The 20443-nt window shown below is 65.5% G+C and carries 16 protein-coding genes; 7 read left to right on the top strand and 9 right to left on the bottom strand.

What is annotated here, in order from left to right; translation table 11 throughout:
• Positions 1-17: 17 nt before the first annotated feature.
• Genes dapE through dapC form a run of 5 tightly spaced genes read right to left on the bottom strand, consistent with a single transcriptional unit; the run spans position 18 to position 4718 of the window.
• Positions 18-1145: a succinyl-diaminopimelate desuccinylase gene (gene dapE, locus NCCP691_RS06000; RefSeq protein WP_220807341.1), complete on the bottom strand. Its 1128-nt coding sequence runs from the start codon at positions 1143-1145 to the stop codon at positions 18-20.
• A gap of 5 nt (positions 1146-1150) precedes the next feature.
• Positions 1151-1501, bottom strand: coding sequence for an ArsC family reductase (locus NCCP691_RS06005; RefSeq protein ID WP_220807342.1), 351 nt, complete (start codon positions 1499-1501; stop codon positions 1151-1153).
• Positions 1501-2634 (bottom strand): PilT/PilU family type 4a pilus ATPase, encoded by a 1134-nt coding sequence (locus NCCP691_RS06010; protein ID WP_220807343.1) that lies wholly within the window; start codon positions 2632-2634, stop codon positions 1501-1503. The genes NCCP691_RS06005 and NCCP691_RS06010 overlap by 1 nt, the downstream gene beginning before the upstream one ends.
• 25 nt (positions 2635-2659) lie before the next feature.
• On the bottom strand, positions 2660-3487 hold the full coding sequence (dapD, locus tag NCCP691_RS06015; protein ID WP_220807344.1) for a 2,3,4,5-tetrahydropyridine-2,6-dicarboxylate N-succinyltransferase: 828 nt from the start codon (positions 3485-3487) through the stop codon (positions 2660-2662).
• Between the two features lie 28 nt (positions 3488-3515).
• Positions 3516-4718, bottom strand: a complete 1203-nt coding sequence (dapC, locus tag NCCP691_RS06020) for a succinyldiaminopimelate transaminase (RefSeq protein ID WP_220807345.1) — start codon at positions 4716-4718, stop codon at positions 3516-3518.
• A gap of 184 nt (positions 4719-4902) precedes the next feature.
• Between dapC and smc the strand changes: the two genes are divergently transcribed.
• Positions 4903-8430, top strand: a complete 3528-nt coding sequence (smc, locus tag NCCP691_RS06025; RefSeq protein ID WP_220807346.1) for a chromosome segregation protein SMC — start codon at positions 4903-4905, stop codon at positions 8428-8430.
• Between the two features lie 17 nt (positions 8431-8447).
• Here the strand turns inward: smc and NCCP691_RS06030 are convergent, their stop codons facing one another.
• Entirely contained in the window at positions 8448-8690 is a 243-nt protein-coding gene (locus NCCP691_RS06030; RefSeq protein ID WP_220807347.1) for a hypothetical protein, read from the bottom strand.
• Between the two features lie 370 nt (positions 8691-9060).
• Between NCCP691_RS06030 and NCCP691_RS06035 the strand changes: the two genes are divergently transcribed.
• Genes NCCP691_RS06035 through def form a run of 4 tightly spaced genes read left to right on the top strand, consistent with a single transcriptional unit; the run spans position 9061 to position 13967 of the window.
• A complete protein-coding gene (locus NCCP691_RS06035) occupies positions 9061-10161 on the top strand; it encodes a cell division protein ZipA C-terminal FtsZ-binding domain-containing protein (protein ID WP_220807348.1) in 1101 nt (366 codons plus the stop codon).
• 1 nt (position 10162) lies between these two features.
• Positions 10163-12562, top strand: a complete 2400-nt coding sequence (ligA, locus tag NCCP691_RS06040; protein ID WP_220807349.1) for an NAD-dependent DNA ligase LigA — start codon at positions 10163-10165, stop codon at positions 12560-12562.
• Complete coding sequence (gene galU, locus NCCP691_RS06045; protein ID WP_220807350.1) at positions 12559-13434, top strand: UTP--glucose-1-phosphate uridylyltransferase GalU; 876 nt, start codon at positions 12559-12561, stop codon at positions 13432-13434. The genes ligA and galU overlap by 4 nt, the downstream gene beginning before the upstream one ends.
• Positions 13431-13967, top strand: coding sequence for a peptide deformylase (gene def, locus NCCP691_RS06050; protein WP_220807351.1), 537 nt, complete (start codon positions 13431-13433; stop codon positions 13965-13967). The genes galU and def overlap by 4 nt, the downstream gene beginning before the upstream one ends.
• Positions 13968-14024: 57 nt before the next feature.
• On the opposite strand, the gene NCCP691_RS06055 is transcribed toward def, so the two are convergent.
• The 3 genes from NCCP691_RS06055 to map are packed head-to-tail and all read right to left on the bottom strand — an operon-like array spanning position 14025 to position 18184.
• A complete protein-coding gene (locus NCCP691_RS06055; protein ID WP_220807352.1) occupies positions 14025-14789 on the bottom strand; it encodes a pseudouridine synthase in 765 nt (254 codons plus the stop codon).
• A gap of 8 nt (positions 14790-14797) precedes the next feature.
• Entirely contained in the window at positions 14798-17350 is a 2553-nt protein-coding gene (locus NCCP691_RS06060) for a [protein-PII] uridylyltransferase (RefSeq protein WP_220807353.1), read from the bottom strand.
• Between the two features lie 3 nt (positions 17351-17353).
• On the bottom strand, positions 17354-18184 hold the full coding sequence (gene map / locus NCCP691_RS06065; protein ID WP_220807354.1) for a type I methionyl aminopeptidase: 831 nt from the start codon (positions 18182-18184) through the stop codon (positions 17354-17356).
• A 254-nt stretch (positions 18185-18438) separates the two neighbouring features.
• Here map and rpsB point away from each other — a divergent pair, with 254 nt between their 5' ends.
• On the top strand, positions 18439-19188 hold the full coding sequence (gene rpsB, locus NCCP691_RS06070; RefSeq protein ID WP_220807355.1) for a 30S ribosomal protein S2: 750 nt from the start codon (positions 18439-18441) through the stop codon (positions 19186-19188).
• Positions 19189-19316: 128 nt separating this feature from the next.
• The gene (gene tsf, locus NCCP691_RS06075) at positions 19317-20201 is read left to right on the top strand and encodes a translation elongation factor Ts (protein WP_220807356.1); all 885 of its coding nucleotides are present in this window, start codon (positions 19317-19319) and stop codon (positions 20199-20201) included.
• The last annotated feature ends 242 nt before the right edge of the window (positions 20202-20443 follow it).

Raw genomic sequence — 20443 nt, forward strand, 5'->3', positions numbered from 1 at the left:
GTGCGCTGGCTTGCCGCTCAGCCCAGCAGGTTTTCCAGGGTGCGGCGATAGATGTTCTTGAGCGGCTCGATGTCGGCCACGGCGATGTGCTCGTCGATCTTGTGGATGGTCGCGTTCGGCGGGCCGAATTCGATCACCTGAGGACAGATCTGCGCGATGAAGCGCCCGTCGGAAGTGCCGCCGGTGGTCGACAGTTCCGTGTCGATGCCGGTTTCGGCCTTGATCGCGGCGCTGACGGCGTCGCACAGCGTGCCGCGCGGTGTCAGGAACGGATGACCGCTGAGCGTCCACTTGAGTTCGTATTCGAAGCCATGCCTGTCGAGGATCGCATGCACCCGGCGCTGAAGGCCTTCGACCGTGCTGGCGGTGGAGAAGCGGAAATTGAAATCCACCACGACTTCGCCCGGAATCACATTGGAGGCGCCGGTGCCGGCGTGGATATTGGACATCTGCCAGGAAGTGGGCAGATAGTATTCATTGCCCTCGTCCCATTGTTCGGCGGCCAGCTCCGCCAGCGCGGGGGCGGCGAGATGGATGGGGTTCTTGGCCAGCTGAGGGTAGGCGATGTGGCCCTGTATGCCCTTGATCACCAGCCTGCCCGACAGGGAGCCGCGGCGCCCGTTCTTGACGGTGTCGCCGATGCGGGCGCTGGAGGTCGGTTCGCCGACGATGCAATAGTCGAGCCGTTCGCCGCGCGCCTTGAGCCTGTCGCAGACGACCACCGTACCGTCGGTCGCCGGGCCTTCTTCATCGCTGGTCAGCAGGAAGGCGATGGAGCCGCGGTGATCCGGCCTGGCCGCGACGAATTCCTCGGTTGCCACGACCATGGCGGCAATCGATGTCTTCATGTCCGCCGCGCCGCGGCCATAGAGCTTGCCGTCGCGGATGGTGGGCTCGAAGGGCGCGCTCGTCCACTGATCGAGCGGTCCGGTGGGGACGACGTCGGTGTGGCCGGCGAACACGACCAGCGGCTGTGCATCGCCGCGGCGCGCCCAGAGGTTGGTGACGCCGCCGGATTCGATCGACTCGCAGGTGAAGCCCAGCGGGGCGAGCAGTTCGGCAAGCTTGCGCTGGCAGCCGAGGTCGTCGGGCGTTACCGAGGGCAGGGCGATCAGTTCTTGGGTCAGGGCCAGGGTCTTGCTCATGTTCGCTATCTGAAGATCTGTTGATAAAGCGCGTCGGAGAATCCGACGTGCGTGGCGTCGCCCGCGCGCAGCACGGGGCGCTTGATCACCGAGGGCGTCTCGAGCATCAGCGCGAGCGCGCTCTCGGCATCGGCGATCGCCGCCTTGCGCGCCTCGTCCAGGCCGCGCCAGGTCGTGCCCTTGCGGTTGACCAGGACTTCCCAGTCGACGTCGCGCAGCCAGCCGCGCACGGTGGCGGCATCGAGTCCGGCCTTCCTGAAGTCGTGAAAAGTGTAGGCGATGCCTTGCTGGTCCAGCCAGGTGCGCGCCTTCTTGACGGTGTCGCAGTTGGGTATGCCGTACAGGATGTTGGACATCAGACGTTGAGCGTGAATTCGGTAAAGGTCGGGCCGTCGTCCTTCTTCGGTTCCGGCTCCGGTTCGGGCTTCTTGCCCTGGGCATTGTTGATCAGCCAGTACAGGTTGCTGGCCGAATCGGCGTTGGCCAGCGCCTCGTCCTGGGTAATCACGCCGTCCTGGATCAGCTGCATCAGCGCCTGCTCGAACGTCTGCGAGCCGGGCGCCATGCTCTTCTCCAGCGCTTCCTTGATCTGGCCGATCTCGCCCTGTTCGATCAGCTCGGCGACGTGGCGCGTGTTGAGCAGCACTTCGACGGCGGCGCGGCGGCCGCCGTCCCTGGCCGCCACCAGCCGCTGCGAGACGATGGCCCGGATGGTTGCGGCCAGGTCGGGCAGCAGCGAAGGCCGCGTTTCGAGCGGGTAGAAGTTGATGATGCGGGTGAGGGCCTGGTAGCTGTTGTTGGCATGCAGGGTAGCCACCACGAGGTGGCCGGACTGCGCATAGGCGAGTGCGGCCGACATCGTTTCCTTGTCGCGGATCTCGCCGATCAGGATGCAGTCGGGCGCCTGCCGCAGCGCGTTCTTCAGCGCGACCTGCAGGCTCTCCGCATCGCTGCCGATCTCGCGCTGGTTGACGATGGATTTCTTGTTCCTGAACAGGAATTCGATCGGGTCTTCCAGCGTGAGGATGTGGCCGCTCTTGAAGGTGTTGCGATGGTCGAGCATCGCGGCGATGGTGGTCGACTTGCCCGAGCCGGTGGCGCCGACCACCAGGATCAGCCCGCGTTTTTCCATGATGACGTCCGCCAGCACCGGCGGCACGTGCAGGTCGGCGAGCTTGGGGATGTCGCCCGGGATGTAGCGGAACACCGCGGACAGGCTGCCGCGCTGGCGGAAGGCCGACAGGCGGAAGCTGCCGAGCCCGGACACGGGAATGCCCATGTTGAGCTCGTTGCGGGATTCGAGTTCCTGCATCTGCTGAGGGGAGGTCACTTCCGACAGCAGCGCCCGGATGGTGGCGCCGTCCATCTTCTGCTGGTTGACCGGGAACAGGTTGCCGTTGATCTTGATCTGGATCGGCGAGTTCACCGTCATGAACAAGTCCGAGGCATTCTTTTCCTTCATCAGCTGGAACAGCCGGTCCATTGCCATCTTGTGCTCCCCTCGGCGCGCCCGATCAGGCGTCGCGCAGCAGTTCGTTGATGCCGGTCTTGGCGCGGGTCTTGGCGTCGACACGCTTGACGATGACCGCACAGTACAGGCTGTACTTGCCGTCGGCCGACGGCAGGCTGCCGGACACGACCACCGACCCGGCCGGGATGCGGCCGTAGCTGACTTCACCGGTGGCACGGTCATAGATCTTGGTGGACTGGCCGATGTACACGCCCATCGAGATGACCGAGTTCTCTTCCACGATCACGCCTTCCACGATCTCGGAACGGGCGCCGATGAAGCAGTTGTCTTCGATGATGGTGGGGTTGGCCTGCATCGGTTCGAGCACGCCGCCGATGCCGACGCCGCCCGACAGGTGGACGTTCTTGCCGATCTGGGCGCAGGAGCCGACGGTGGCCCAGGTGTCGACCATGGTGCCTTCATCGACATAGGCGCCGATGTTGACGTAGGAGGGCATCAGCACCACGTTCTTGCCGATGAAGCTGCCGCGGCGCGCGACCGCCGGCGGCACCACGCGGAAGCCGCCCTTGGCGAAGTCTTCCGCGGTGTAGTTGGCGAACTTGGTCGGCACCTTGTCGTAGAACTGCATGCTGCCGCCGGCCGGCATCGGCACGTTGTCCTCGAGGCGGAAGGAAAGCAGCACCGCTTTCTTGATCCACTGATTCACCACCCAGCTGCCGCTGTCCTTCTGCGCCACGCGCAGCGTGCCCTGGTTGAGCTGCTCGAGCACATGGGCGACGGCGTCGCGCACTTCGGCGGGGGCCGACTTGGGGGAGAAATTGGCACGGTCTTCCCATGCCTGGTCGATGATCTGTTGGAGTTGTTGAGTCATTTGGCTTGTTGCAGGGTTGATTGAGGAATCAGGAAAGCTTGCGGGCGAAGTCCACGATGCGGCGCGCGGCCTCGAGGCATTCGTCGACCTCGGCCACCAGCGCCATGCGCACCCGGTTGCGGCCCGGGTTGATGCCGTGCGCTTCGCGCGCGAGGTAGCTGCCGGGCAGGACCGTCACATTATATTCGGCGTACAGGCGACGGGCGAACTCGGTGTCGGAGATGTCCGCCAGCCTGTCGACACGTGCCCAGAGATAAAAGCCGGCGTCGGGCAGGGCGACGTCGAGCACCTCCTGCAGCATCGGCGTGACCTGGCTGAACTTGGCGATGTACTTGGCGCGGTTTTCCTCGACGTGGGTTTCGTCGTTCCATGCGGCGGCCGATGCGGCCTGCACCGGCGGCGACATCGCGCCGCCATGATAGGTGCGGTAGAGCAGGAATTTCTTCAGGATGGCCGCGTCGCCGGCGACGAAGCCGGAACGCATGCCCGGGACATTGGAACGCTTGGACAGGCTGGAGAACACCACCAGGCGCGGGTAGCCGTCGCGGCCGAGCCGCTGCGCCGCTTCCAGCGCGCCGAGCGGCGCTTCCTGCTTGAAGTAGATCTCCGAATAGCATTCATCGGAGGCGATCACGAAGCCATGGCGATCCGACAATGCGAACAGTTCTTCCCAGTCGGCGAGCGTCAGCACGGCGCCGGTCGGATTGCCGGGCGAGCACACGTACAGCAGCTGCACGCGCGGCCAGACCGCTTCCGGCACGCTGCGGAAGTCGGGCGCGAAATTGCGCGCGGGGTCGGAATTCAGGAAATAAGGCTCGGCGCCGGCGAGATAGGCCGCACCCTCATAGATCTGGTAGAACGGATTGGGCGACATCACCAGCGCGCCCGGTACCGGATCGATCACCGCCTGGGCGAACGCGAACAGCGCCTCGCGCGAGCCGTTGACCGGCAGGATCTGGCTGGCGGGGTCGATCTTTTCGAGGCCGTAGCGGCGCCTCAGCCAGCCCGCGATCGCATTGCGCAGTTCTTCGCTGCCGAGCGTGGCCGGATAGGCGGCCAGGCCGCCGAGGCTCGCCGCCAGCGTCTCCTTGATGAAGGCCGGCGTCGGATGCCGTGGCTCCCCGATGCCGAGGCTGATCGCGCTGTAACCCGCAGCGGGCGTGACGCCGGCGAACAGCTGCTTCAGTTTTTCGAACGGGTAGGGTTGTAATTTGGATAAGAGCGGATTCACGGGGAGGGCTCGGGTGACGGGATCGGAATGCAAAAAGACCAAAGGCGGAATTATACAGTTCGCGACCTCGCGCCGGCCCGCCGATGCACGGGCGAAAGTGCCGTGGGGCAGACCCGAAATGTTATGATGGCGCCTTTCGTGCGGTACCCCGGTTCCGCCTGCTTATTCTGGAAAAGTCGATAACGTGCGTCTGAATTCCATCAAATTATCGGGCTTCAAGTCCTTCGTCGATCCCACTCATTTCCAGGTCCCCGGCCAGCTGGTCGGCGTGGTCGGACCCAACGGCTGCGGCAAGTCCAACATCATGGACGCGGTGCGCTGGGTGCTGGGCGAATCCAAGGCGTCCGAACTGCGCGGCGAGTCGATGCAGGACGTCATTTTCAACGGCTCGACCAGCCGCAAGCCGGCGGGACGCGCCTCGGTCGAGCTGGTATTCGACAATTCCGACGGCCGCGCCGCCGGCCAGTGGGGGCAGTATGCGGAAATCGCGGTCAAGCGCACGCTGACCCGCGACGGCACTTCGTCTTACTACATCAACAACCAGGCCGTGCGCCGGCGCGACATCCAGGACATCTTCCTCGGCACCGGTCTCGGCCCGCGCGCCTACGCCATCATCGGCCAGGGCATGATTTCGCGGATCATCGAGGCGCGCCCGGAAGACCTGCGCATCTTCCTGGAGGAAGCCGCGGGCGTTTCCAAGTACAAGGAACGCCGCCGCGAAACCGAGAACCGCCTGCATGACACCCGCGAGAACCTGACCCGTGTCGAAGACATCCTGCGGGAACTGAACGCCAACCTGGAAAAGCTCGAAGCCCAGGCCGCGGTGGCGCAGAAATTCCACGAACTGCAGGCCGATCAGGACGAAAAGCAGAAACTGCTCTGGCTGCTGCGCAAGAACGAAGCGAAGACCGAGCAGGAAAAATTTTTCCGCGATATCGAAAAGGCCCAGACCGACCTGGAAGAGCAGACCGCCAAGCTGCGCCACGTCGAGACCGAGCTGGAGCACATGCGCCAGGCGCATTATGCGGCGGGCGACCGCATGCACACCGCGCAGGGGCACCTGTACCAGACCAATTCCGAGATCGGCAGCCTGGAAGCGCAGATCCGCTTCGTGGTGGAGTCCCGCAACCGGCTGCAATCGCAGCTCAATTCGCTGACCGCGCAGCGTGACCAGTGGCAGCGCCAGGGCCAGCAGCAGCAGGAAGAGCTGAGCGAAGCCGAAATGCAGCTGGAAGAACGCGCGATGCGCGTCGAGCAGGCGCAGCATGCGGCGCAGAGCCAGCATGACAACCTGCCGGCGCTGGAGCAGGCATGGCGCGAGGCGCAGCTCAAGACCACCGAATCGCGCGCGCGCATCATGCAGGTGCAGCAGCAGATCGAGCTCGAGTCCGCCCATCAGCGCAACGCCTCCGGCATTCTCGCCAACCTGGCCTCGCGCCGCGAGCGGCTGATGCAGGAAAAGAGCGGCATGGCCATGCCCGACGGCACGCACCTGTCCAACCTGCGCATGCAGCTCGAGGAAAAACAGGCCGCGCTGGAAGAAGCGCGCGCCCAGCTGGAGGAGGCGCAGGAGCAGCAGCCAAGGCTGGAGGAAGAGCGCCGCGCCGCCCAGCAGCAGGTCAATACCGAGACCGCCAACAATGCGCAGCTCGAAGCGCGCCTCAATGCGCTGCGCCAGCTGCAGGAAAACGTGCAGACGCAGGGCAAGGTCCAGCCCTGGCTGACCAAGCATGAACTCGGCGAGCTGCCGCGCCTGTGGCAGAAGCTTCATATCGATCAGGGCTGGGAGACGGCGCTGGAATCGGTGCTGCGCGAGCGCACGTCGGCGCTGGAGATGTCCAACCTCGACTGGGCCAAGGCATTCTTCAGCGATGCGCCGCCGGCCAAGCTCGCCCTGTACAGCACCAGCGGCGCCACGCCGCAGAACATCGAGGCGCCCGCCGGCCTCAGGCCGATGCTGTCCCTGCTGCAGATAAACGATCCCGGCCTGCGCGCGCTGCTGCAGGACTGGCTCAATCATGTCTACGTGGCCGAGGATGTGCAGGCCGCCTTCGTGGATCGCAACAAGCTGCCGGTCGGCGGCTGCTTCGTGACCCGCCAGGGCCACGTGGTGGGGCGATCGAGCGTGCGCTTCTATGCGTCGGATTCCGAGCAGGACGGCATGCTGGCGCGCCAGCAGGAAATCGAAAACCTTACCCGTCAGCTGCGCGCGCAGCAGATGCTCGCCGATGAAGCCAAGTCGCGCGCAGTGCGCGCCGAGGCCGCGCTGTCGCAGGCCATGCAGCGCCTGCAGGAGCTGCGCCAGCGCGTCGGCACGCTGACTGAGGCGGCGCACAGCCTGCAGCTCGACGTGATGAAGCTCACCGAAGTGCAGGAACGCTTCAACCAGCGCAGCACCCAGATCGAATCCGACCTGGCCGAAATCGCCGCCCAGGAATCCGAGCAGCAGCAGGCCAAGGCCGAGTCCGAGGCCAAGTTCGAGCAGCTCGATATCGAGCTGGCCGAACTGCAGGAGGCCCACGAGGGCGGACAGACCGACTATCTGGCCAAGGAACAGCAGCTCAACGATGCGCGCCAGCGCCTGCGCGAGCTGGAGCGCGCGGCCCAGGAAGCCGAGTTCGCCGAAAAGGCGCAGCGCAGCAAGATCGAAGAGCTCAAGCGCGGCATCGCCACCGCCCAGGAACAGTCGGCGCAGCTGTTCGCCAGCATGCAGCAGGGCCAGCTCGAGCTGGGCAGCCTGGACGACCAGGCGGCGCAGGCCGGACTGCAGAGTCTGCTGGACCGGCGCACCGAGCAGGAAAGGGCGCTGGCCGATGCCCGCCACGAGCTGGACCAGCTGACCCAGAAGCTGCGCCACGCGGAAGAGGCGCGCATGCAGTCGGAGCGCAGCCTGCAACCCCTGCGCGACCGCATCATGGAGCTGCAGCTCAAGGAACAGGCGGCGCGCCTGAACCAGGAACAGTATGCGCAGCAGCTCGCCGAGGCGCAGGCCGACGAAGCGGCGCTGACGGAAAAGCTCAACCCCGACATGAAACCGTCATACCTGCAGGGCGAGGTCACCCGGCTCACCAATGCGATTGCCGCGCTCGGCGCGGTCAACCTGGCGGCGCTGGAAGAACTGGCGCAGGCATCCGAGCGCAAGAACTTCCTCGACGCGCAGCATGCCGACCTGACCGAGGCGATCACCACGCTGGAAGACGCCATCAACAAGATCGACAAGGAAACGCGTGAGCTGCTGCAGGACACCTTCGACAAGGTGAACAAGCATTTCGGCGAACTCTTCCCGATGCTGTTCGGCGGCGGCCAGGCCAAGCTGATCATGACCGGCGAAGAGATTCTCGACTCCGGCGTGCAGGTGATGGCACAGCCGCCGGGCAAGAAGAACGCCACGATTCACCTGCTGTCGGGCGGCGAGAAGGCGCTGACCGCGACCGCGCTGGTGTTTTCGATGTTCCAGCTCAACCCGGCGCCGTTCTGCCTGCTGGACGAGGTCGATGCGCCGCTGGACGACGCCAATACCGAGCGTTTCTGCAACATGGTCAAGCGGATGTCGTCGCAGACCCAGTTTCTGTTCATCTCGCATAACAAGATCGCGATGGAGATGGCGCAGCAGCTGATCGGTGTGACGATGCAGGAGCAGGGGGTGTCCCGCATCGTGGCGGTCGACATGGAGTCGGCCGCCAGTTTCGCGAGCGAGGCGCAGGCTGCGTGAGCCGGCCCCGCCCGGGTTCAGATGCGGGCGGAACGGGCGAGCGCGGCGCGCTTCTGATAGTAGGCGACATTCATCTGCGCTTCGCGGGCGCGCTGCAGTTCGGTTTCGGCGCACATCAGATAGTGCTTCTCCGCGCGCTGCAGCCACCAGTTCTGGATGCCGCGTACGAGCGGACTGAGCGACAGCATCGCCAGTTCAGGAAGCTTGACTTCTTTGGATGCGGAAATGTCAAACCTTGATTTGCTGGTATGCGTGTTCATGGCTGATCCTCGTTGTAGTGGTTACGACCTGGGGCTCGGCTGATGCGTCCTCCCGGAGCAGTTGTTATTCTTCTGGGGAGCAAGTCCTGCGGCATTGAGCGCGCTCAACCGCGCAACCCCGGCAGTTGGGCAATGCTCAATTGCGGGCGAACATTTTTTCCAGGCGGCATCCATGGGCTGTTCACCTTGACAACTTTATTGCCGCCTAATACCCTGAGGCCCTTGCCGCAGCGGGCACCACGCCCCGTCGCGCCAGCCTACCCACGATTTCTATAATGAGCCGAGCAGCGACAGAACGACGGGCACGAACCCGATGCCGAGAAAGCGGCATTTCCCCCTCCGAAAGCGAATCTTCCCGAGGACAGACGATATGACCGATTTACATGCCAGCCTGCTTGCCGTCGGCGGAACGATCGTCGTCGGCGTGCTGGGCTATAACAAGTGGCAGGAATACAAGGCCAAAAAGGCAGTACAGCGGGCATTTGCATCCGAGCACGACGATGTGCTGATGACGCCGGCGCACGAGGTTGGCGCGGCCGAGATTCCCCCCGAGCAGGAACGCCAGGAACCCGTTTTCGACGCCGGGCCGCCGGCCGCGGAGGACAACCCGGTGGCGGTCGCCGACGCGCCGGTTGCCGCGCAGGCCGCCGCGCCCGAGCCGGCGCCGGCCGTGCAGGAAGAGCTGCCGATCGACGAGCTGATCGACTGCGCGATTCCGCTGGCGCTGGAGGCGCCTGTGCGTGGCGAGCGACTGCTGTCCAAGCTGCAGGGCCTGCGCCATGTGGGCAACAAGCCGGTGCATTTCGTCGGCCAGCGCGAGGACGGCAGCTGGGGCGAGATCGGCCACGGCACGCTGTACTACGGTCTGTACGCCGGCGTGCAGCTGGCCAACCGCGCCGGCGCCCTCAACGAGATCGAATACTCCGAGCTCATCAGCCGCCTGCGCCAGGTCGCCGACGAGATCGATGCCGAACCCGAAGTGCCGGACATGAAGGAAGTCATGGGCCGCGCGCGCGCGCTGCATCAGTTCGTCGCCGAGTACGATGCGCAGCTCAGCGTCAATGTGCAGGGCAAGGGTGCGCCCTGGGCGATCGGCACGCTGCTCGGCGCGCTGGAGCGCCAGGGCTTCGATCTCAGGCCGGACGGCCGCCTCGTGATGCCGGACGGCGAGGGCGGCGTGCTGTTCTCGCTCTCGACCAACGTCACGCTGGCGGCGGAGACCACCTCGCGCCTGACCCTGCTGCTTGACGTGCCGCGCGTATCGCCGGCGCATGATGGATTCGGGGCCATGACCGCCTGCGCCCGCATGCTTGCCGCGCGTCTCGACGGCGTGGTGGTGGATGACGGCAGCCAGCCGCTGACGGACGCCGCGCTGGCCGACATCGCGCAGCAGGTGAACGACTTCTACGCGCAGATGGAAGCGGCGCAGGTTCCGGCCGGATCAACCCGCGCGCAGCGCCTGTTCAGCTGAGATGCAGCCCGATCTGTTCTCGGCGCCGGAGCCGCCGGAGGAGAAGGAAGGCTGGCCCGAGCGGGCGGCACGGCTGAAGGAGGCGCTCAACCGGCATGCCCATGCCTATTACGTGCTCGACCAGCCCACCATACCGGATGCCGAGTACGACAGGCTGTTCCGCGAGCTGCTGGCGCTGGAAGAGGCGCATCCGGATCTCATCACCCCCGATTCGCCGACCCGCCGCGTGGGCGGCGCGCCGCTCCCCGAATTCGCGCCGGTACGGCATGCGGTGCCGATGCTCTCCATCCGCACCGAGACCGATACCACCGAGGGCGGCGCCCTGAATTTCGATGCCAGGGTGCGCCGCGAACTCGGCATGGGCGCGGACGAGGAGGAAGTGGAGTATGCGGCCGAGCTGAAGTTCGACGGTCTTGCGATCAACCTGCGGTATGAACACGGCTTGCTCAGGCAGGCCGCGACGCGCGGCGACGGCGCGACCGGCGAGGACGTGACCCAGAACATCCGCACCATCCGCCAGATCCCGCTGCGGCTCAAGGACTGCAACGCGCCCGTGCTCGAGGTGCGTGGCGAGGTCTATATGCGGCGCGACGATTTCGAGCGCATGAACGAGCGCCAGCGGGAGAAGGGCGAGAAAACATTCGTCAATCCGCGCAATGCCGCCGCCGGCGCGGTCCGTCAGCTCGATCCGGCCATCGCCGCCCAGCGCCCGCTGAGCTTCTACGCCTACGGGCTGGGCGACGTGCAGGGCTGGAAGCTGCCGGCGACGCACGGCGCCACGCTCGACGCGCTCGAAGAGATGGGTCTTCCGGTCAATGCCGAGCGCCGGGTGGTGCGTGGCGCCGGCGGCCTCGTCGCGTTCCATGCGCATGTCGCGTCGATACGCGACCGGCTCGCATTCGACATCGATGGCGTCGTCTACAAGGTCAACAGCTATGCGCTGCAGCGCCAGCTCGGTTTCGTGTCGCGCGAACCGCGCTGGGCCGTGGCGCACAAGTATCCGGCCCAGGAACAGATGACCCTGGTGCGCGACATCGACGTGCAGGTGGGGCGCACCGGCAAGCTCACGCCGGTCGCCAAGCTGGAACCCGTCTTCGTCGGCGGCGTGACCGTGACCAATGCGACCCTGCACAACGAAGACGAGACCCGCCGCAAGGACGTCCGGGTCGGCGACACCGTGGTCGTGCGGCGCGCCGGCGACGTGATTCCGGAAGTGGTGTCGGTGGTGCTGGAGAAGCGTCCCGCCGACGTCGGCGAGCCCTTCGACATGTTCAGGCGCCTCGGCGGCAAATGCCCGGTGTGCGGCAGCCATATCGACCGCGAAGAAGGCGAGGCGGACTGGCGCTGCACCGGCGGCCTGGTGTGCGACGCCCAGCGCAAGCAGGCGATCGCGCATTTCGCCGGGCGGCGGATGATGGACATCGAAGGGCTGGGCGACCGCTATATCGAGAACCTGGTCGACCTCGGCTATGTGCACAGCATCGCCGACCTTTACCGACTGACGCTGGATGATCTGCTGGAAATGAAGCGCCGCGCCGACGAGCGCGACGGCATCACGCCCGAGACGGTCCAGAAAGGCAAGATCGCGACCAAATGGGCGGAAAACCTGCTTGCGGCCATCGAAGCCAGCAAGCATCCTCCGCTCGAACGGCTGCTGTTCGCCCTCGGCATTCGCCACGTCGGCGAATCCACCGCGAAGACGCTGGCGGACTGGCTCGGCTCGCTGCACAACATCCGCCGCGTGCCGGCGCCGCTGCTGAAAGTGCTTCCCGACATCGGCGACACCGTGGCCGAAGCGATCGCGGAATTCTTTGCCGAGGCCAAGAACCAGGATGCGCTGGACCATCTCCTCCAGGCCAGGGTGGCACCGGCGGGCGAGCATGCGCCCAGCGCCAAGCTGCGTTCCAGGCTGGCGGATGCGGACCTGCTGGCGGCCCTGCGCATCCCTAGGCTGACCGAAGCGCGCGCCCGCCAGGCGGCGGCACAGGGCATCACGCTCGGCGCCTTGCTGCACCCGGAGCGGATCGGGGCGCTGAGCCTGCCTGACAGCGTCAAGTCGCCGCTGCTGTCCTGGCTCGGCGAGGAAGCGCATCGGGAGCAGGTGCGCCGGCTCGACGCGCTGGTGGCCGACCTGCTGGCCCAGTTGCCGGAGCAGGCGGCGGACGAAGGGCGGTTCGCCGGCAAGACCTTTGTGCTCACCGGCACCCTGCCGAACATGACGCGCGACGAGGCGGCCGCGAAGATAGAGGCCGCCGGCGGCAAGGTGGCCGGTTCGGTATCGAAGAAGACCAGCTATGTGGTGGCCGGCGAGGAAGCCGGCAGCAAGCTGGCCAAGGCGCTGGAACTGGGCGTGCCCGTGCTGGATGAGGCGGGCCTGCTGCAACTGCTGGAGCAGGGATGAAGACTGTCAGAAAAGCCGTATTCCCCGTCGCCGGCCTCGGCACCCGCTTCCTCCCCGCGACGAAGGCCCAGCCCAAGGAGATGCTGCCGGTGGTCGACAAGCCGCTGATCCAGTACGCGGTGGAGGAAGCGGTCGCCGCGGGCATCACCGAAATGGTGTTCATCACCGGCCGCAACAAGCGCGCGATCGAGGACCACTTCGACGCCGCGCACGAACTCGAGGCGCAGCTGGAGGCGGGCGGCAAGACCGAACTGCTGGAAGCGCTGCGCGGCACCATTCCGCCGAACGTGCATTGCATCTTCATCCGCCAGCCCGCGCCGCTCGGTCTCGGCCACGCGGTGCTGTGCGCGCGTCCGGTGATCGGCGACGAGCCGTTTGCCATCCTGCTGGCCGACGACCTGATGGACGTGGATGCGGGAGACGCGCCGGTGCTGGCGCAGATGACACGAGTCTTCGCACGGGAAGGGGCCAGCCTGCTGGCGGTGCAGGACGTGCCTCTGCGGGATACGCGCCAGTACGGCATCGTCAGCGCCAGGCCGTACCGCGAAGGACTGGAACGGGTCGATGCCATCGTGGAAAAGCCCGCGCCGGACCAGGCGCCGTCCACGCTTGCCGTGGTCGGCCGCTATGTGCTGACGCCGCGCGTATTTCATCACCTGGAGCGGATCGGCCAGGGCGCCGGCGGCGAGATACAGCTGACCGACGCGATCGCCGCCCTGATACGCGAGGAACCGGTGCTCGCCTGCCGCTTCGCCGGCCGCCGCTACGACTGCGGTTCCAAGTTCGGCTACCTCCAGGCGACGGTCGCGATGGGCCTCAAGCATCCCGAGGTCGGTGCCGCCTTCGGCGCGTTCCTGGAGCAGCGGAAATGAGCGTCAGAACCATTTTGAAGATGGGCGATCCGCGGCTCCTGCGGCAGGCGGAGCCGGTCACGGCGTTCGACACGCCCGAACTGCATGCGCTGGTGGCCGACATGTTCGACACCATGCATGCGGCTAACGGCGCCGGCCTGGCGGCGCCGCAGATCGGCGTCAATCTGCAGCTCGTGATTTTCGGCTTCAGCCGCAACGAGCGCTACCCGGAGGCGCCGCCGGTGCCGGAAACCGTGCTGCTCAACCCGGTGCTCACGCCGCTCGGCGACGAGCAGAAGGAGGGCTGGGAAGGCTGCCTGTCGGTGCCTGGCATGCGCGGGGTGGTACCGCGCTGGACGCGCCTGCGCTATGAAGGTTTCGACCAGTACGGGCAGCGTATCGTGCGCGAGGCCGACGGTTTCCATGCGCGCGTGGTGCAGCACGAATGCGATCATCTCGCCGGCATACTCTATCCGATGCGGATAAAGGATTTCTCCCGCTTCGGTTTCACCGAGGTGCTGTTTCCCGGTCTCGATCCGGCGAGCGACGACTAGGCCCGGCAGGGCGGGTACGGGCAGGCCCGGCTTCCCTGCCATGCGCGTCGCGCAGTATCAGAACTGCTCGTCCGCCCGCAGATAGCGCCACTGGCCCGCCGGCAGGTCGCCGAGCAGCACGCGGCCAATGCGCACCCGCTTGAGTCCAGTCACCTTCAGCCCGACCGCTTCGCACATGCGGCGGATCTGGCGCTTGCGGCCTTCCTTGAGGACGAAGCTCAGCTGGTCTTCATTCTGCCATTTCACCTTTGCCGGCTGCAGCTTGCGGCCGTCCAGCGACAGCCCGTGATTGAGCAGCCGGAGGTCCGACTCGGGCAGGCGCCCGCCGCGCGTGTACTGCACCCGCACCAGGTATTCCTTCTCGATCGTGCTGTCCTGGCCGATCAGGTGCTTGGCGACGCGGCCGTCCTGCGTCAGCACCAGCAGCCCGACGGAATCGATGTCGAGACGCCCGGCGGGCACCAGGCTGCGCAGCTGGGCCGGGTGGAACTGCAGGGGCGTCTTGTCTTCCTTCCAGCGGTTCTCCGGCGTGACCAGGGTCACGGCAGGCTTGTAGCCGTCCTCTGCCTGGCCGCTGACGAAGCCGACCGGCTTGTTCAGCAGCACGGTGACGAGGCGTGCCTGCTGCGCGCTCGCCTGGCGGTCGACCGTGATGCGCTGGTGCGGCAGCACCTTGCTGCCGAGTTCCGACACGACCTCGCCGTCGACGCGCACCCACCCGCGCTCTATCCATTCATCCGCCTCGCGCCTTGAGCACAGCCCGAGTTCGGACATGCGCTTGGAGAGACGGACGAGTTCGCTGCTGCTGCCGGTTTGTTTCATGATTCCCATCAGACGCGCAATGCCTCCAGCAGCTCGGTCTCGAGCTGGATCTGGCTGCGCGCATTGTTGAGCACCGGACCATCGACCAGGAAAACGTCTTCGACGCGTTCGCCGAGGGTCATGATCTTGGCGGTGTGGAGGTTGATCTTGTATTTGGTCAGCACGTTCGCGATCGAATAGAGCAGACCGTTACGGTCGTTCGCCGATACCGAAAGCAGGTAGTACTGGCCTCGTTCATCGGGCCGCAGGTCCACCGTGGGCGTCACCGGGAAGGTCCGCGACAGGCGCGACAGCCGGCCCTTCACCGGCGGCGGCAGCGGCGCATGCTCGGACAGCAGCCGGGTCAGCTCGTGCTCGATCAGGCTGATGATGTCCCGGTAGCTGTTGGCGAAGGCGGGTTCCGTCACCAGGAAGCTGTCCAGCGCATAGCCGTGGCGCGTGGTGTGGATCTTGGCATCGAGGATGCTGAAGTTCTTGCGGTCGAAGTAGCTGCAGATGCGCGCGAACAGGTCCGGCTGGTCCTTGACGTAGACCGCGACCTGCACGCCTTCGCCGATCGGCGCCAGGCGCGCGCGCACCACCGGTGTCGCGCTGTCGATCCGGTTGTAGAAGCTGCGCGTCTGCCACGCGATGTCGCCGGCGTCGTGCCGCAGGAAGTAGGCGACGTCGAGCTGCTTCCACAGCGCGTCGTGCGCATTCTCCGGCAGCCCGTACAGCCGCAGGGTCTTGAGCGCCTCTTCCTGGCGGTTGCGCAGTTCGTGATCGGCCGAATGATCCTCGCCGCCGAGGACCCGCAGCGTCATCCGGTACAGGTCTTCCAGCAGCTTGCCTTTCCACGCGTTCCAGACCTTGGGGCTGGTGCCGCGGATGTCGGCCACGGTCAGCAGATAGAGCGCGGTCAGGCGCCGCTCGTCCTTCACCAGCGCCGCGAAGTTGCGGATCACATCGGGGTCGGACAGGTCCTGCTTCTGCGCCACCTGGGACATCGCGAGATGCTGCTCGACCAGGAACACCACCAGCTCCGTGTCTTCCCTCGACAGCTTGTGCTCGACGCAGAAGCGGCGTGCATCGACCTTGCCGAGTTCGGAATGGTCGCCGCCGCGGCCCTTGGCGATGTCGTGGAACAGCGCGGCGATATACAGCAGCCAGGGCTGGGCGAAATTGGCCATCAGCTGGCTGCAGAACGGATACTCGTGCGCATGCTCGGTCATCGTGAAGCGGCGCACGTTGCGCACCACCATCAGGATGTGCTGGTCGACCGTGTACACATGGAACAGGTCATGCTGCATCTGGCCCACGATGCGCCGGAAATTCGGCAGGTACCGGCCGAGCACGCTGGTCTGGTTCATCCCCCGCAGCGCATGCGTGATGCCGCGCGGCGCCTTGATGATCTGCAGGAAGAGGTCGCGGTTCACCGGATCGCTCCTGAACTTCGCATCGATCTTCAGGCGCGCATGCCACAGCGCGCGCAGGGTGCGCGCCGTCATGCCCTTCAGGTCCGGCCGTTGCGCCAGCAGCAGGAATACCTCCAGCATCGCCGACGGCGTGGATTCAAAGGTATCGTCGCTGGCGATGTCGAGGCGTCCGTCGATCTCGTTGAAGCGCTCGTTCACCGGCTCCGGCGTCGCGGCGCGCGGAAACAGCTGCGTCTCGATGTTCTGCAGCAGGATGGTATTGAGCTGGGTGACCGCCTTGGCCGCCCAGTAGTAGCGCTGCATCAGGTACTCGCTGGCGCGGCGCGTCTCGGTGGTCTTGAAGCCGAAGGATTCCGCGATCGCGGTCTGCACGTCGAAGACCAGTCGGTCCTCGCGCCGGCCGGCGTGGATGTGCAGGCGGATCCGGATATCCTTGAACGCGCGTTCCTTCTGGCTCAGCTGGCGCGCCTCGGTAGGCGTGATCAGCCCGCGCTCGGCCAGCTTGCGCCAGGAGTCGCCGAGGCCTGCCGCCTTGGCCACCCACAGGATGACCTGAAGGTCGCGCAGGCCGCCGGGACTTTCCTTGCAATTCGGCTCCAGGCTGTAGGGCGTGTCTTCGTATTTCACATGGCGCTGCCGCATTTCCAGCGTCTTCGCCTGGAAGAACGCCCGGGGATTGATCGCCGCGGTATGGCGCTCCTGGAGAAACTGGAACAGCTTGCGGCTGCCGCAGATGAGGCGGGCCTCGAGCAGGCTGGTCTGCACCGTGATGTCCGCCGCCGACTCGGCCAGGCATTCATCGACCGTACGGATGCTGTGGCCGATCTCCAGTCCGATGTCCCAGAGCAGCTGAACCAGCTCTTCCAGCTTTCCCTTCAGCTCCGGACCGGGTGCGGCCTCGAGCAGGATCAGGACGTCGACGTCTGAGTGCGGGAACAGTTCGCCTCGCCCGTAGCCGCCGACCGCCACCAGCGCCGCCGACGGCGGCAGCCCGGACTGCTGCCAGGCTTGGGCGAGCGCGTTGTCGACGATCTGGCGCAGGCTGACCAGCAGCTTCTCGGGCCGGCCGTGCTGCTGGAACGCCGCGATGGTCGCCTGCCGCCCGGCCTTGAGCTGCTCCCTGAGCGTCAGCGCGAGAGGCGGCATGTGTCAGCCCGCGGCTGCCGGGGCGGAGGCGGCCTGCACGAATGCCGGGGGCGCCGGCATGCCGGGGGAGACGGTCAGCACCTCATAACCGGTTTCCGTCACCAGCACCGTGTGTTCCCATTGCGCCGACAGGCTGCGGTCCTTGGTCTTGATGGTCCAGCCGTCGCCCATCTCGCGGATCTCGCGGCGCCCGGAATTGATCATCGGCTCGACGGTGAAGATCATGCCCGGCACCAGTTTTTCCAGCGTGCCGGGACGGCCGTAATGCAGCACCTGCGGCTCTTCGTGGAAGACCTTGCCGATGCCGTGGCCGCAGAACTCGCGCACCACGCTGTAGCCCGCCTTTTCCGCATGCTGCTGGATCACGTAGCCGATGTCGCCGAGGTGAGCGCCCGGCCTGATTTTCGAGATGCCGAGCCACATGCACTCATAGGTCACCTCGGTCAGCCGGCGTGCGAGGATGGACGGCTCGCCGACGTAGAACATGCGGCTGGTGTCGCCGTGATACCCGTCCTTGATCACCGTGATGTCGATGTTGAGCACGTCGCCGTTCTTGAGCACCTTGTCGCCCGGGATGCCGTGGCAGACCACGTCGTTGACCGAGGTGCAGATGGACTTGGGGTAGGGCGTGTAGCCGGGCGGTGCGTAGTTGAGCGGCGCCGGAACCGTGCCCTGCACCTCGACCATGTACTGGTGGCAGAGACGATCGAGTTCGCCGGTGGTGACGCCGGGTTTGACATGCGGTGCAATGAAATCGAGCACTTCCGCCGCCAGGCGGCCGGCGATCCGCATGCCCTTGATATCGTCTTCGGTCTTGATGTTGATGGAGCCCATGAGAGGTCTTGATGCGCCGGCTGGCGTGAAGAATAGACAAGGCGGAATTATAGTCGAGCAGACCGGAATCCGCAGGCGGGAGCATGTCCGCGCCTTGAACAATCCGCGGGAGTTAGGGTAGAATCTCGGGTTAGCTTGGAATGTCTCCTTGCTAACTGAACCAAACCTGAACCAAATCGCGAATCCGGCCGCAAAGGGTGCTCCGCTCACGCGGGGTGACTGGCCCGATTCAAGACCCAACCCTGGAGAAATTCATGTCCGTTACCATGCGTGAAATGCTGGAAGCCGGTGTCCACTTCGGTCACCAGACCCGCTTCTGGAACCCCAAGATGGCCCCGTTCATCTTCGGCCATCGCAACAAGATCCATATCGTCAACCTGGAAAAGACCCTGGGCATGTACCAGGAGGCGATGAAGTACATCCGCCAGCTGGCCTCCAACCGCGGCACCATCCTGTTCGTCGGCACCAAGCGCCAGGCACGCGACATCATCGCCGCCGAAGCGCAGCGCGCCGGCATGCCTTTCGTCGACCAGCGCTGGCTGGGCGGCATGCTGACCAACTTCAAGACCATCAAGACCTCCATCAAGCGCCTGAAGGACATGGAAGCCGCGATGGAAGACGGTTCGGTCGAAAAGCTGAGCAAGAAAGAAGCGCTGATGTTCCAGCGCGAGATGGAAAAGCTGCAGAAGTCCATCGGCGGCATCAAGGACATGGGCGGCATCCCTGACGCGATCTTCGTGATCGACGTCGGCTACCACAAGGGCGCGATCACCGAAGCCAGCAAGCTCGGCATTCCGGTCATCGGCGTGGTCGACACCAACCATTCCCCCGAAGGCGTGACCTACGTCATCCCGGGCAACGACGACTCCTCCAAGGCTGTGGCCCTGTACGCTCGCGGCGTCGCGGACGCGATCCTCGAAGGCCGTGCCAATGCGACCAACGAAGTGCTGGAAGCCGTCAAGGGCGGTTCCGACGAATTCGTCGAGGTCAGCGAGCAGGCCTAACAGCCCTGCGCCTGAAGTATCGGGCATCTGAAAAGGGGCAACAGCGGTTCGCCCCTTTTTTGTACCCGTGCTGAACGTATTTTGAATCGATGCGTCCGACGGACGCACTTTGTGATTAGGAGAAAGACATGGCGGCAATTACCGCAGCGATGGTAGGCGAACTGCGCGCGAAGACCGACGCGCCGATGATGGAATGCAAGAAGGCACTGACCGAGGCCGATGGCGACATGGCCCGCGCGGAGGAAATCCTGCGCGTCAAGCTGGGCAGCAAGGCTTCCAAGGCAGCTTCCCGCGTGACCGCGGAAGGCGTGGTAGCCGCGTACATCGCCAACGGCGTGGGCGCGCTCATCGAAGTCAACTGCGAAACCGACTTCGTGACCAAGAACGAAGAATTCATCGGCCTGGCCAACGCCGCGGTCAAGCTGGTCGCCGAGAAGAACCCGGCGGACGTGGCAGCGCTGTCCGCGCTGGACGCCGGCGGCAAGACGCTCGACGAAGTCCGTTCCGCCCTGGTCGGCAAGATCGGCGAAAACATGTCCTTCCGCCGCTTCAAGCGTTATGAGACCGGCAGCAAGCTGGTGTCCTACCTGCACGGCACCCGCATCGGCGTGATCGTCGAATTCGACGCCGCCGACGAGCAGGTCGGCAAGGATGTCGCCATGCACATCGCCGCCATGAAGCCGGTTGCGCTGTCCTCCAAGGACGTGCCGGCCGATCTGATCGAGAAAGAGCGTTCGATCGCGGCCCAGAAGGCCGCCGAGTCCGGCAAGCCCGCCGAAATCGTCGCCAAGATGGTCGAAGGTTCGGTGCAGAAGTACCTGAAGGAAGTCTCGCTGCTGGATCAGCCGTTCGTGAAGAACGACAAGCAGACCGTTGAGCAGATGCTCAAGGCGGCAGGCGCCAGCGTGAAGTCCTTCACCATGTTCGTGGTCGGCGAAGGCATCGAAAAGCGCCAGGACGACTTTGCAGCGGAAGTGGCGGCGCAGGTGGCCGCAGCCAAGCAGCAGGCGTAAGCAGCACAGCGGGCCGAAAGGCCCGTTTTTTCAGGACGCCCCCTCGGGGGCGTTGCTCTGCCGGGGCTCGATTTTCGCCGAGGCCGCCGCTACGGTGCGACAATGTGCGGCCGGGGTGAGCAGCCATCCGATGCGGTCTTACGCTGCGTCAACATCGGGACCCGCCGCAGATGCCTGTTTTCATCTAATCTTGGCCACACACGGCAGGTCGGATGCGGCGGGCGAACAGAACACCCATCTTG

Origin of the sequence: Noviherbaspirillum aridicola, from assembly GCF_019656455.1 — a bacterium.
Classification (GTDB): Bacteria; Pseudomonadota; Gammaproteobacteria; order Burkholderiales; family Burkholderiaceae_D; genus Noviherbaspirillum; species Noviherbaspirillum aridicola.

Excerpts from the sequence above, each read along its gene's own strand:
- ligA (WP_220807349.1), top strand. The coding sequence starts at position 10,163 with ATGCAGCCCGATCTGTTCTCGGCGCCGGAGCCGCCGGAGGAGAAGGAA.
- map (WP_220807354.1), bottom strand. The coding sequence starts at position 18,184 with ATGGGCTCCATCAACATCAAGACCGAAGACGATATCAAGGGCATGCGG.
- NCCP691_RS06030 (WP_220807347.1), bottom strand. The coding sequence starts at position 8,690 with ATGAACACGCATACCAGCAAATCAAGGTTTGACATTTCCGCATCCAAA.
- NCCP691_RS06005 (WP_220807342.1), bottom strand. The coding sequence starts at position 1,501 with ATGTCCAACATCCTGTACGGCATACCCAACTGCGACACCGTCAAGAAG.
- NCCP691_RS06010 (WP_220807343.1), bottom strand. The coding sequence starts at position 2,634 with ATGGCAATGGACCGGCTGTTCCAGCTGATGAAGGAAAAGAATGCCTCG.
- NCCP691_RS06055 (WP_220807352.1), bottom strand. The coding sequence starts at position 14,789 with ATGAAACAAACCGGCAGCAGCAGCGAACTCGTCCGTCTCTCCAAGCGC.
- galU (WP_220807350.1), top strand. The coding sequence starts at position 12,559 with ATGAAGACTGTCAGAAAAGCCGTATTCCCCGTCGCCGGCCTCGGCACC.
- dapD (WP_220807344.1), bottom strand. The coding sequence starts at position 3,487 with ATGACTCAACAACTCCAACAGATCATCGACCAGGCATGGGAAGACCGT.
- tsf (WP_220807356.1), top strand. The coding sequence starts at position 19,317 with ATGGCGGCAATTACCGCAGCGATGGTAGGCGAACTGCGCGCGAAGACC.
- NCCP691_RS06060 (WP_220807353.1), bottom strand. The coding sequence starts at position 17,350 with ATGCCGCCTCTCGCGCTGACGCTCAGGGAGCAGCTCAAGGCCGGGCGG.
- def (WP_220807351.1), top strand. The coding sequence starts at position 13,431 with ATGAGCGTCAGAACCATTTTGAAGATGGGCGATCCGCGGCTCCTGCGG.
- dapE (WP_220807341.1), bottom strand. The coding sequence starts at position 1,145 with ATGAGCAAGACCCTGGCCCTGACCCAAGAACTGATCGCCCTGCCCTCG.
- rpsB (WP_220807355.1), top strand. The coding sequence starts at position 18,439 with ATGTCCGTTACCATGCGTGAAATGCTGGAAGCCGGTGTCCACTTCGGT.
- NCCP691_RS06035 (WP_220807348.1), top strand. The coding sequence starts at position 9,061 with ATGACCGATTTACATGCCAGCCTGCTTGCCGTCGGCGGAACGATCGTC.